Below are 11,765 nucleotides of genomic sequence, written 5' to 3'. Positions count from 1 at the left end.
TGACAGACAAGGGGATAAAGGTCTGCATCCCCGGCCGGAAATCCCGTAAGGAGGCAGTCAAATATGACAAGCGCCGATACAAACGCCGCAACCGCATCGAAATCATGTTTGGACGCTTGAAGGACTGCAGGCGCGTGGCAACCCGTTACGACAGATGCCCGGAAACCTTCTTCTCGGCCATCGCTCTCGCCGCAACTGTCCTCTTCTGGCTATGAAAGTTAACGAGTCTGGAGCCTAGGCGCGGCGAAGATCAAGACGCCGGTTGCTGTCAAAACGCCCGAGCAGCTATTGCGGGAAGTTGTGCCGGAGTTTGGCTTCGTAAGCGCAATCAAGTTTATGTGGCAAGGATACCGTTTCGCAAAACCTCGCGTTGGCTTTGCCGAAGGCAAGGGGTGGAACTAAAAAAGAACACCGCCGAAGCGGGGTCAGTTGGCACTTGCCAAGAGTTCGTTAAGGGTGTTCGCAGGCAGCGGCGACCGTAGCCTGTTGGGCCGCTGGCAACACCCACAGGGGCACGCAGAGGCAGGCCACGGCGGCAAGATCAAGGTCGCCCAGTCCTTCCCCGGTCAGAACGTCCATGACGCTCTGTGTGGGCGACGACAGGGCCACGGTCAGCACGTCGGGCATCGATGAGCGACCGAGACCAAGCTGCTGGTGCTTGAACGTCAGGGCATCCTTTCGTCCCGGACGAATTTGCCAGGGGTCAGGCTGAAATGGCTCGTCTCCGATGGTGGCGCGCACCAGAATGCACCGAAATGCTCTGTCCACTTGTTTTTTCATTATATCTTAATTGGCTAGCAGGTCTCTTCGCTGCCCCAACCCGAAATTTCTTGACAGGGGCGCGCAAGAAATACCCCAAATCGTGCACTCTTGCGCTTCGTTGGCATGAATATTCTGGTGACCCCGACAGGACTTGAACCTGTAACCTATCCCTTAGGAGGGGATTGCTCTATCCAGTTGAGCCACGGGGCCATCAGGATTGATGTTCTGCCCGCAGACCGAACGAATGGCAAGCGGCTTGCCGTGCTCTGCACGAGACGATAACGGTAACATGATTTCGTTCCGGTAGTTGCGATGAACACGAAAAGACCTCACCGTCCCCTGACCCTGCGCGATGTGTCCGAAGCCTCGGGCGTGTCGGAAATGACCGTCAGCCGTGTCCTGCGCAACCGGGGCGATGTCTCGGCCGCCACGCGCGAAAAGGTGCTGACCGCCGCCCGCACGCTGGGCTATGTGCCCAACAAGATCGCCGGAGGGCTGGCCAGCCAGCGCGTCAACCTGGTCGCGGTGGTGATCCCGTCGCTGTCGAACATGGTCTTTCCCGATGTCCTGGGCGGCATTTCGGCCGAGTTGGACGATACCGGGCTGCAGCCGGTGGTGGGGGTCACGAATTATTCGCCCCCGCGCGAGGATGCGGTGCTTTACGACATGCTGTCCTGGCGCCCCTCCGGCGTCATTCTGGCCGGGCTTGAGCACAGCAAGGCCGCCCGCGCCATGCTGGACAATGCCGGCCTGCCGGTGGTCGAGATCATGGATATAGACGGCGAGGCGATCGACTGCATGGTCGGCATCTCGCACAGGCGTGCCGGCGCGGAAATGGCGGATGAGATCCTGAATGCCGGCTATCGCCGCATCGGCTTCATCGGCACGCATATGCCCGAGGACCACCGCGCGCGCAAACGCCTGGCCGGCTTTGAGGAGCGGCTGGCCGAGGTCGGCGTGGCGCTGGCCGCGCGGGAATATTATCAGGGCGGTTCCTCGCTGCTGAAGGGGCGCGAACTGACCGAGCGGATCATGACGCGCGAACCGGATCTGGATTTCCTTTATTTTTCCAATGACATGATCGGCGCGGGCGGGCTGCTGTGGTGCATGGAAAAGGGCTATGACATTCCGGGCAGGCTGGGGCTTGCCGGGTTCAACGGGGTCGAGCTGCTGGACGGGCTGCCGATGCGGCTGACCACCACGGATGCGCGGCGCGTCGACATCGGCCGCCGCGCGGCGCGGATCGTCGCCGGCAAGGACCCGGCGCCCCGGGACGGCATCGTCGCGCTGGTCCCCACCATCATGCGGGGCGATACGATCCGCCGCGCATGATGCGGCAAGGCGCCGCCCGATGGCGGCCTTGCATGGATATTTGAGTGAAGAAGAAAGCCGCGCTCAGGCCAGGGCGGGAAAGAACCTGTCCTGCGGCGAGAGGGTGAAGATCTCGCAGCCGTCGGCGGTGACGCCGATCGAATGCTCGAACTGCGCCGAGAGCGACTTGTCGCGGGTGACCGCGGTCCAGTCATCGGCGAGCACCTTGGTTTCCGGGCGGCCCAGGTTGACCATGGGTTCGATGGTGAAGAACATTCCCTCTTCCAGCACAGGGCCTTTGCCCGGGCGGCCGAAGTGCAGCACATTGGGCGGCGCGTGGAACACCCGGCCAAGGCCGTGGCCGCAGAAATCGCGCACCACCGACATGCGCTGCCCTTCGACATAGGTCTGGATCGCATGGCCGATATCGCCGAAGGTGGCGCCGGGGCGGACCGCCTCGATCCCCTTCATCAGGCTGTCATGGGTGACCTGGATCAGGCGCCGTGCCTTGACGCTGGGCTTGCCGGCCACATACATGCGCGAACTGTCGCCGAACCAGCCATCGACGATCACCGTCACGTCGATGTTCAGGATATCGCCGTCCGAAAGGATCTTGTCGCCCGGGATGCCGTGGCAGACGACATGATTGACGCTGATGCAACTGGCATGCTGATAGCCGCGATAGCCGATCGTGGCGCTGGTCGAGCCCAGTTCCGTCACCCGGTTGCGGATGAAATCGTCCAGCGCGCCCGTCGTGGTGCCGGGTTCGACCAGCGGGCCGACCTCGTCGAGGATCTGCGCGGCGATCCGCCCGGCGGCATGCATGCCCGCGAAATCGGCCGGTTCATGGATGCGGATACCCTCGCGGGTCTGGCGTACGTCGTTCATGGCGTCCTCGTATGGCTTGCCCAACAGATAGTCCCAAGCCGCCACTTGTTCCAGCCCCGCGCCCGGCCCTATACATCGCGGAGCAGCCAAATTGCGACAGGAGCGCATAGATGCAATCCGACAACCCAACCGCCGCCATCCTCGTGATCGGGGACGAGATCCTTTCGGGCCGCACGCGCGAGGGCAATGCCCATTACCTGAGCCAGGTCCTCAACAGCATCGGCATCGACCTGCGCGAGATACGCATTGTCGCCGACGATCACGACCAGATCGTCGCCGCGATCCGGGCGCTGGACAAATCGCTGGGCGGCGCCTGGGACATGCTGTTCACCAGCGGCGGCATCGGGCCGACCCATGACGACGTGACCGCCGATGCCGTGGCTGCCGCATTCAATGTCGGCATCGAGATCAACGAGGAGGCCCGGCGCGTCATGACCGAGCGCTGGCAGTCGCGCGGCGTCGAGGTCACCGGCAACCGGCTGCGCATGGCGCGCATTCCGCTGACCGCGACGCTGGTGCCGAACGCGCATTCCGCCGCGCCGGGTTTCCATATCGGCAATACCTATGTCATGGCGGGCGTCCCCGCCGTGTTCCGCGCCATGGTCGAGGCGGTGGTCCCCGACCTGCCGACCGGGCGGCCCTCGGTCAGCGAGGCGCTGGAGGTCCTGCGCCCGGAATCCGACGTGGCCGACGGGCTGCGCGAGGTGGCCGAGGCATTTCCGGAACTGTCGATGGGCTCCTACCCGTTCCAGCGCGGCCAGCGCTACGGCACCAATCTGGTGATCCGGGGGCTGGATGGCGCGCGGGTGACGCAGGCGATGACCGCGCTGCGCGAGAGACTGGCCCTGTGATTCCGGCCGACGCCGAATTCGCACGCGCCTTTGAAACCACTTGGCCGGCATCCGAATATGCCGATGCCGGGGCCTTTCGCGTCGGGCGCGGGCTGGGTGCCGGCGGGCGGGTCGGCTCGGCCCGCGCGATCCGGCCGGACTGGCGCGACGCGGATATCGCCGCCGCCGAAGCCCGCCATCGCGACTGGGGCCAGCGCCCGATGTTCCGCCTGTCCGACAGCGATACCGACCTTGCCGCGGCGCTGGCGCGGCAAGGCTATCTGCGCGAGACGCCGGTGGCGATCATGGCAGCGGACTGTGCCGCGCTGAGCCTGCGCGAGGTGCCGGGCATGACCGTCTTTGACCTCTGGCCGCCGCTGGCGATCCAGCGCGATATCTGGGCCGCGGGCGGCATCGATGCCGCGCGGCAGGCGGTCATGGCGCGGGTCGCCCTGCCCCGGACCGCGCTGCTGGCGCGGATCGACGACCGGGCCGCCGGCACGGCCTTCGCCGCCGCCGATGGCACCGTTGCCATGGTGCACGCCATCGAGATCGTGGCGGCGTTTCGCCGGCGCGGACTGGCCGGCTGGCTGCTGCGCAAGGCGGCGCAATGGGCGCTCGGCCACGGGGCGACGCGGCTGGGGCTGGCGGTCGCCCGCGACAATATCGCGGCGCGGGCGCTTTACGACCGGATGGGCTTTGCGGAGCGCGGCGGCTACAGCTATTGGGCACGGGACTGACCCGGCGCCGGGCGCGATCTCAGCCCGCCGCCAGCCGCCGCAATTCGCGTTTCACCAGATCAAGCTCGCTGCGCATCAGGTCGAGCTCCGCCAGCAGGTCGTCATCGAGCAATGCCCCGGCCGCCAGCGTCAGCTTGCCAAGCTGCCGCGCGCCGGGCTGAAGCGGCGCCGCGCCCTCGCCCCGATCCTCGAGCAGCAGGAATGTCTGGACGCCGTCCGACAGTCGCCCGGACGGGATGGCCGAGGCGATGCGCCATTGTCCGGCCCCTTCGGGCGTGGCAAGGACCTCGGCGATCCGCTCGCCCAGATGCACCAGCGACAGCCGGCCGGGGGGCTCGGCGCGGGCGATCACGCCCTGCCAGATGCCGCCTTTCAGGCCCAGTGATTCAAAATCGCTCATACCCGATAGATCCTTGGCTAGAAATCCGCCCGCAGATGGCGCGACAGGAACAGCTCGCGCAGCTCGACCGCGCTCATCCGCGGGGCTTCGAAGATCAGGTCCAGCCAGATCTTCTCCAGCCGCTTTTCGTTCATCTGCGTATAGGCCAGGTCGAATTCGACGATCTGCTGGCTGTGCAGCCCCGCCTCGAAGGCGCGGAATTGCTGCGTCACCTCGTCGATATTCGGGCCGTGGCCGATATTCAGCCGGGCATAGACCCGGATCGGGCGTTCGACAACGAAGCCGGCCTCGAGCCGCAGGATATGGCTGCGGCTCAGCCCGGCCAGCGCATCGGCCGGCATGTCGACCGCGACCGACAGGAAACTGCCGGTAAAGCCGAACACCTCGAGCCGCATGCCAAAGGGCGACAGATCCGTCGCCCCCGGATTGACCACCTGTTCCAGGATCAGCGCGCGCTCGGCGCAATCGTGCCAGATCGCGGCGCCGTCGCCCAGCCGCGTGCCGGGTTCGGGCCGCGCCGCGCCGCGCGGGGAAATCCGTCCCGCCATGAAACCGGGCCGCCAGCGCCAGTCCGTGCCGCCCGGCAGGTGCAGCGCGTCCAGCGCCGCGCGTGAGGCCGCCGCGCGGCGATCGGCACGGATCATGAAACGGTCAAGGCTGGCGCGCAGGCTCAGCGCCTCGTCGCGCAGTTGACGCAGACGCGCCGGCCCCATGGTTTCGGCATTGTCCGACAGCCGCGCCCACTGGTCGCGCAGATGTTCGCGCGCCTTTCGCTGCAACCATTTGCGTGGGCGTACTGCCATGATCCGGGCCTATTGATCCATGTAGATATGGGTTTCCCTGGCCGCGCCGGGATGGGTCACCGCGCCGTAGCGCGCCTTGCCGACCAGCTGCGAATATTTCCACAGCGCGCCGGAGGCGTAATCGGTCGCCCGCGGGCCGGGCCAGTCCGCCTTGCGGGCGGCCAGTTCCTCATCCGTCAGCCCGACCGAGATCTCGCCCCGGATCGCGTCGATGGTGATCATGTCGCCATCCTTCAGCAGCGCGATGGGGCCGCCATGCGCCGCCTCGGGGCCGACATGGCCGACGCAGAAGCCGCGCGTCGCGCCGGAAAAGCGCCCGTCGGTGATCAGCGCCACCTTCTTGCCCATGCCCTGGCCGGACAGCGCGGCGGTGGTGGCCAGCATCTCGCGCATGCCGGGGCCGCCGGCGGGGCCCTCGTTGCGGATAACGATCACCTGGCCTTCCTCGTATTGGCGTTTGGTCACGGCCTCGAAGGCATCCTCTTCGCAGTCGAAGACGCGGGCCGGCCCGGTAAAGACCTGGTTCTCGGGCGCCATGCCGGCGACTTTCACGATGGCGCCGTCGGGCGCCAAATTGCCGCGCAGCCCGACCACACCGCCGGTTCTGGACAGCGGCGCGCTGACCGGATGGATCACCTTGCCGTCGATCTCGCGGTCGACCAGATCCAGCTCCTCGCCGATGGTCTTGCCCGAGGCGGTGACGCAATCCTCGTGGATCAGGCCGGCGCGGCGCAATTCGCGCATCACCACCGGCACGCCGCCCACCTCGTAGAGATCCTTGGCGACATATTCGCCGCCCGGGCGCAGGTTCACGAAATAGGGCGTGTCACGGAAGATGTCGCAGACGTCGAACAGGTCGAATTCGATCCCCGCCTCATGCGCGATGGCCGGCAGGTGCAGCCCGCCATTGGTCGAGCCGCCGGTGCAGGCGACGACCCGCGCCGCGTTCTCCAGCGATTTGCGGGTCACCACGTCGCGGGCGCGGATGTTCTTCTCGATCAGGTTCATCACCGCCTCGCCCGAGGCCAGCCCGTACTGGTCGCGCGACTCGTAGGGCGCGGGCGCGCCCGAGCTGTTCATCAGCGCCAGCCCAATCGCCTCGCTGACGCAGGCCATGGTATTGGCGGTATATTGCCCGCCGCAGGCCCCGGCACTGGGGCAGGCGACGCGTTCCAGAATGTCCAGCTCGGCATCGGACATGTTGCCGGCGGCATGCTGGCCCACGGCCTCGAACACGTCCTGCACGACGACATCCTTGCCGTTCAGCTTGCCCGGCAGGATCGAGCCGCCATAGATGAAGACGCTGGGCACGTTCAGCCGCACCATGGCCATCATCATCCCCGGCAGCGACTTGTCGCAGCCTGCCAGCCCGACCAGCGCGTCATAGCAATGCCCGCGCATGGTCAGCTCGACCGTATCGGCGATCCAGTCGCGCGAGGCCAGCGACGAGCGCATGCCCTCATGCCCCATGGCGACGCCATCGGTCACGGTGATGGTGGTGAATTCGCGCGGACAGCCGCCGCCCTTCTTGACCCCCTGCTTGACCGATTGCGCCTGACGGGCCAGCGCGATGTTGCAGGGCGCGGCCTCGTTCCAGCAGGTCGCGACACCGACCCAGGGGGAATGGATTTCCTCTTCCGAAATGCCCATCGCGTAGAAATAGCTGCGATGGGGCGCCCGCGAGGGGCCCTCGGTGACGTGGCGGCTGGGAAGTTTCGACTTGTCGAAGCGGGAGTTTTTCATGGCATGTTCCTCTGGCTGGAACTTGGATATGCCCAGCCCGCCCTAGGGGCAAGGGGCTGATGCAGTGAAAGAACCCGCGAATATGACAGTTTGCGCCGGCCTAGCCGGCGACCCGGTTCAGCCGTGCCGCCATGATCAGGTCGTTCATCGTCACGCCACCCGCCGAATGGGTGGAGAAGGTCACGCGGGCAAAGCCCCAGCCAAAGGCGATATCGGGGTGGTGATTGGCCGCCTCGGCCTGCCAGGCGGCCAGATTGGCCAGCTGCGCCGCGCGCTTGAAGCTCTTGAAGCGCCATTCGCGGCTGATCGCACGGCCGTCGGCGGCCAGTTCCCACCCCGGCAGCGTGGCCAGATGCGCGGCAATCTCTGCACCGGGCAGCGCCGGCGCGCCGTCCCGGATCTGTCCCTCGGCAAGCTGTTCCATGGCATTTCCCCCTTGATCTGCCGTCACAGGATCGGCGCGGCCAGCGCCAACAGGTTGTTGCGCAATCGCCGCCACAGCGACCAGCCGCGGATTTCGTCCAGTTCGATGGCGCGCGAGCGCTCGATATAGGTCTGCTGACGCTGGTCCAGCTCGGCGGTGACGCCGCCGTCCAGAAACAGCATGTTCATCTCGTAATTCAGCTCGAAGCTGCGGCGGTCCATATTGGCGCTGCCCAGCATCGCCATGCGGTAATCCACGGTGATGATCTTGGCGTGCAGAAGCCCGCCCTGAAACAGCCGCAGCTTCACCCCCGAGGCGACCAGCCCGTAATAGAACCCCTCGGACGTCGCCTGCACGACCAGCGAATCGTTGCGCTCGGGCAGGATCATGGTCACGTCGATGCCGCTGCGCGCCGCCGTGCGGATCGCGGAATCGAGCGCGCTGCCCGGCACATAATAAGGCGTCGTGATGGTCAGCTTGCAGCGCGCGGCATAGATCATCGTCGTCATGCTATCCGAAAGCGAGCCGTGCCTCGTGTCCGGCCCGGTGGCCACGACCTGCGCGATCTCGCCGGGGGCGGCGACCGGCGGCGCCATGCGCAGCATGTCGCCCAGATCCTCGCCGGTATAGCTCATCCAGTCCTGCAGAAAGACCGCCTGCATCTGGCGCACCACCGGCCCCTCGATGCGCAGGAACACGTCGATCCAGGGCGCGAAGCGCGGCTTGACCGCGAAGGCCATGTCGGAGCAGTTGCGGCTGCCGGTAAAGGCCAGCACATGGTCGATCACCACGATCTTGCGGTGATTGCGCAGGTCCATCCGCCGATAGAGCGCGCCGATCACCGGCAGGCCAAGCGGTAGCGCCTCGACGCATTCCGCATCCGATTCCCGCATCCGCGCCCATGCCCGCGACCGGGCAAAGCCGCGCGAGCCAAAGGCGTCGATCACCGCCCGCACCTTGACGCCGCGTCCGGCAGCGCGGATCGCCGCCTCGGCCACCGCGCGGCCCGAAACATCGTCGAGCCAGATATAGAACAGCAGATGGACGTGATCGCGCGCGCCGTCGATGGCGGCCACCAGTTCGGCAATGGCGCTGTCATCCTCGGGCAGCAGGGTGGCGCGATTGCCGGCCACCGCGCCAAAGCCCGCCATCGCCTGATTCGCGGCGATCACCGGCACCCCGCATTGGGGCGGATTGTGCACCGCCTCGGGGCTGGGGCGCCACAGCCCGGACAGCCGCCGCCGGATGTTGGCCCGGTTTTCGACCTCGGCGCTGCGCATCCTGATTTCGCCGAACAGCACATAGGCGATGATGCCGACCAGCGGCACCAGTTCGATCACCAGGATCCAGGACAGGCGCACCGTGGGTTCCAGCCGGGGGCGCAGCAGCACGCGTACCGAGACGGCCAGCGCGACGAGATAATGCAGAATGGCAAGCATCTGGGTCAACATCGCCATATGAAAACCCGGTCCGCTCGGAATTGCAATTCGGCGCGGTTTTGCCTATCTGACTGGCTGAACGCAGCCTGAGGACCCGCCCATGAACTGGATCACCAATTACGTCCGGCCGCGCATCAATTCGCTGTTCTCGCGCCGCGAGGTGCCCGAGAACCTGTGGACCAAGTGCCCGGAATGCGGAACCATGCTGTTCCATCGCGAACTGGCCGACAATCTGAACGTCTGCACCAGCTGCGACCACCACCTTGCGATCACGCCGCGCCTGCGCTTTGCCGCGCTGTTCGACGGTGGCGTCTTCGTCGAGGTCAAGGTTCCCGAACCGATCGCCGACCCGCTTCAGTTCCGCGACCAGAAGAAATATCCCGACCGGATGAAGGCGGCGCAGAAAGCCACCGGCGAAAAGGACGCGATGCTGGTCGCCGAGGGCGAGATCGGCCGCACCCCGATCATCGCCGCCGCGCAGGATTTTTCCTTCATGGGCGGCTCGATGGGCATGTATGTGGGCAATGCGATCATCGCCGCCGCCAAACGCGCCGTGCAGCTGAAACGCCCGCTGGTGCTGTTCTCGGCCGCCGGCGGCGCCCGCATGCAGGAGGGCATCCTGTCCCTGATGCAGATGCCGCGCAGCACCGTCGCGGTCGAGATGCTGAAAGAGGCGGGGCTGCCCTATATCGTCGTGCTCACCCATCCGACGACCGGCGGCGTCACCGCCAGCTATGCCATGCTGGGCGATATCCAGATCGCCGAGCCGAACGCCCTGATCTGCTTTGCCGGCCCCCGCGTGATCGAGCAGACGATTCGCGAAAAGCTGCCCGAGGGTTTCCAGCGCGCCGAATATCTGTGCGATCACGGCATGCTGGACCGGGTGACGCATCGCAAGAACCTGCGCGACGAGCTGATCTCGATCCTGCGCATGGTCTCGGGCCTGCCCGCCCCGGTCGCCGGCGACCTGCCCGCCCCCGGCCATATCGCCGCCGGAGGCTCCGGGGCCCGCGACGAGGCCGCGCCCGGCGACCAGCCCGCCGCCGCGCCGGAGCCCCGGCCAAAGGCCGAAGAACCCCGGGCCGAGGCCAGGACCGACGCCAAATAGGCGCGCGCATTCTCCGAACCATCCGACATCGCCATGACCCCATCCGACGCCATTCTCGCACGGCTCACGCAGCTGCACCCCAAGGTCATCGACCTGTCGCTGGACCGGATGCACCGGATCCTCGCGGCGCTTGGCCATCCCGAGCGCCGCATCCCGCCGGTGATCCATATCGCCGGGACCAACGGCAAGGGCTCGACGCTGGCGATGATCCGCGCCGGGCTGGAATCGGCGGGCAAAAGCGTCCATGCCTATACCTCGCCGCATCTGGCGCAGTTCCATGAACGCATCCGCCTGCGCGGCGAACTGATCGCCGAGCCCGATCTGGCCGCCGCGCTGGCGGAATGCGAGGCGGCGAATGGCGGCCAGCCGATCACCTTTTTCGAGATCACCACCGCCGCCGCCTTCCTGGTCTTTTCGCGGGTGCCGGCCGATTACACCCTGCTCGAGGTCGGGCTGGGCGGGCGGCTGGACGCGACCAATGTGATCGACGCGCCGCGGCTTTGCGTCATCACCCCGATCAGCATCGACCACACGCAATATCTGGGCGAAACCATGGCCGAGATCGCCGGCGAAAAGGCCGGCATCCTCAAGCGCCGCACCCCCTGCATCGTCGGCCCGCAGGACCCGGTCGCCCGCAAGGTGATCGAAACGCGGGCCGAGCGGCTCTCCGCGCCGCTGCGCATCGCCCGGCAGGACTGGGATTCGCGCCGCGAGGGGGACAATCTGATCTTTCACGACGATCGCGGCCTGATGGATCTGCCGCTGCCGCATCTGCTGGGGCCGCATCAGATCATCAATGCCGGCACCGCCATTGCCGCCCTGCGCGAGCTGGGTTTTGGCCGGATCGAGGCCCGCGCCGCCGTGGTCGAGGCCGAATGGCCCGCCCGCATGCAGCGCCTGACGCGCGGCCCGCTGGTCGCCGCCGCCGGCAATTGCGAATTGTGGCTGGATGGCGGCCATAACCCCGCCGGCGGCGCGGCGATCGCCGCGACCCTGACCGAGATGGCCCGCAAGCCCACGCATCTGGTCTGCGGCATGCTGAACACCAAGGATGTCGCGGGCTACATGCGTCCGCTGGCCAGCCATGTGCAAAGCCTGACCGCCGTGCCGATCCCCGACGCCGAGGCCACGCTGCCGCCGCAGGCCACGGCCGAAGCCGCCGAGGGCATCGGCATTCCCGCCCGCATCGCGCCCGATACGCTGGCCGCCGTGCGCAGCCTTGCGGCCGAGACCCCGCATGCGCGGATCCTCGTCTGCGGTTCGCTCTATCTCGCGGGCGAAGTGCTGCGCGACAACGGCTGAAGCCCAAGCGGTCCC

13 protein-coding genes and 1 tRNA gene are annotated in these 11,765 nt (G+C 66.8%); 6 read left to right on the top strand and 8 right to left on the bottom strand.

The features are described 5' to 3' along the window. The coding region (locus IT41_RS19900) for an IS5/IS1182 family transposase (RefSeq protein WP_036743267.1) at positions 1–215 on the top strand (215 nt) is incomplete at its 5' end. 235 nt (positions 216–450) lie between these two features. On the opposite strand, the gene IT41_RS09115 is transcribed toward IT41_RS19900, so the two are convergent. Then, positions 451–780 carry a hypothetical protein gene (locus tag IT41_RS09115; protein ID WP_036740423.1) on the bottom strand — a complete coding sequence of 110 codons (330 nt, stop codon included), beginning with the start codon at positions 778–780 and terminating at the stop codon, positions 451–453. Between the two features lie 115 nt (positions 781–895). Further along, positions 896–972, bottom strand: a tRNA-Arg gene (locus IT41_RS09110). 102 nt (positions 973–1,074) lie between these two features. Here IT41_RS09110 and IT41_RS09105 point away from each other — a divergent pair. Then, positions 1,075–2,094 (top strand): LacI family DNA-binding transcriptional regulator, encoded by a 1,020-nt coding sequence (locus tag IT41_RS09105; protein ID WP_036740421.1) that lies wholly within the window; start codon positions 1,075–1,077, stop codon positions 2,092–2,094. 63 nt (positions 2,095–2,157) lie between these two features. On the opposite strand, the gene map is transcribed toward IT41_RS09105, so the two are convergent. Continuing rightward, the gene (gene map / locus IT41_RS09100) at positions 2,158–2,961 is read right to left on the bottom strand and encodes a type I methionyl aminopeptidase (RefSeq protein WP_036740486.1); all 804 of its coding nucleotides are present in this window, start codon (positions 2,959–2,961) and stop codon (positions 2,158–2,160) included. Between the two features lie 110 nt (positions 2,962–3,071). Between map and IT41_RS09095 the strand changes: the two genes are divergently transcribed. Both IT41_RS09095 and IT41_RS09090 read left to right on the top strand, forming a co-directional pair. Then, positions 3,072–3,812, top strand: a complete 741-nt coding sequence (locus IT41_RS09095) for a competence/damage-inducible protein A (RefSeq protein WP_036740419.1) — start codon at positions 3,072–3,074, stop codon at positions 3,810–3,812. Next, complete coding sequence (locus IT41_RS09090; protein ID WP_231564721.1) at positions 3,809–4,531, top strand: GNAT family N-acetyltransferase; 723 nt, start codon at positions 3,809–3,811, stop codon at positions 4,529–4,531. Before IT41_RS09095 ends, IT41_RS09090 begins: the two co-directional genes overlap by 4 nt. Before the next feature lie 19 nt (positions 4,532–4,550). Here IT41_RS09090 and IT41_RS09085 read toward each other — a convergent pair whose 3' ends face one another. The 5 genes from IT41_RS09085 to cls all read right to left on the bottom strand — a co-directional run bounded on the left by IT41_RS09085 (position 4,551) and on the right by cls (position 9,358). Next, on the bottom strand, positions 4,551–4,931 hold the full coding sequence (locus IT41_RS09085; protein WP_036740417.1) for a hypothetical protein: 381 nt from the start codon (positions 4,929–4,931) through the stop codon (positions 4,551–4,553). Positions 4,932–4,948: 17 nt separating this feature from the next. After that, on the bottom strand, positions 4,949–5,734 hold the full coding sequence (locus IT41_RS09080; RefSeq protein WP_052081365.1) for a DUF6478 family protein: 786 nt from the start codon (positions 5,732–5,734) through the stop codon (positions 4,949–4,951). A gap of 9 nt (positions 5,735–5,743) precedes the next feature. Next, positions 5,744–7,477 (bottom strand): dihydroxy-acid dehydratase, encoded by a 1,734-nt coding sequence (gene ilvD / locus IT41_RS09075; RefSeq protein ID WP_036740414.1) that lies wholly within the window; start codon positions 7,475–7,477, stop codon positions 5,744–5,746. A 100-nt stretch (positions 7,478–7,577) separates the two neighbouring features. After that, complete coding sequence (locus tag IT41_RS09070; protein WP_052081364.1) at positions 7,578–7,901, bottom strand: 4a-hydroxytetrahydrobiopterin dehydratase; 324 nt, start codon at positions 7,899–7,901, stop codon at positions 7,578–7,580. A 23-nt stretch (positions 7,902–7,924) separates the two neighbouring features. Beyond that, the gene (cls, locus tag IT41_RS09065) at positions 7,925–9,358 is read right to left on the bottom strand and encodes a cardiolipin synthase (protein WP_231564720.1); all 1,434 of its coding nucleotides are present in this window, start codon (positions 9,356–9,358) and stop codon (positions 7,925–7,927) included. Positions 9,359–9,440: 82 nt separating this feature from the next. Between cls and accD the strand changes: the two genes are divergently transcribed. Next, positions 9,441–10,448 carry an acetyl-CoA carboxylase, carboxyltransferase subunit beta gene (accD, locus tag IT41_RS09060; RefSeq protein ID WP_036740413.1) on the top strand — a complete coding sequence of 336 codons (1,008 nt, stop codon included), beginning with the start codon at positions 9,441–9,443 and terminating at the stop codon, positions 10,446–10,448. 33 nt (positions 10,449–10,481) lie between these two features. After that, the gene (locus IT41_RS09055; RefSeq protein WP_139221647.1) at positions 10,482–11,750 is read left to right on the top strand and encodes a bifunctional folylpolyglutamate synthase/dihydrofolate synthase; all 1,269 of its coding nucleotides are present in this window, start codon (positions 10,482–10,484) and stop codon (positions 11,748–11,750) included. Positions 11,751–11,765 lie beyond the last annotated feature (15 nt).

Source organism: Paracoccus halophilus (genome assembly GCF_000763905.1).
GTDB lineage: Bacteria > Pseudomonadota > Alphaproteobacteria > Rhodobacterales > Rhodobacteraceae > Paracoccus > Paracoccus halophilus.
Note: the sequence above shows the minus strand (reverse complement) of the source record. Positions and strands in the feature narration are given on the sequence as shown.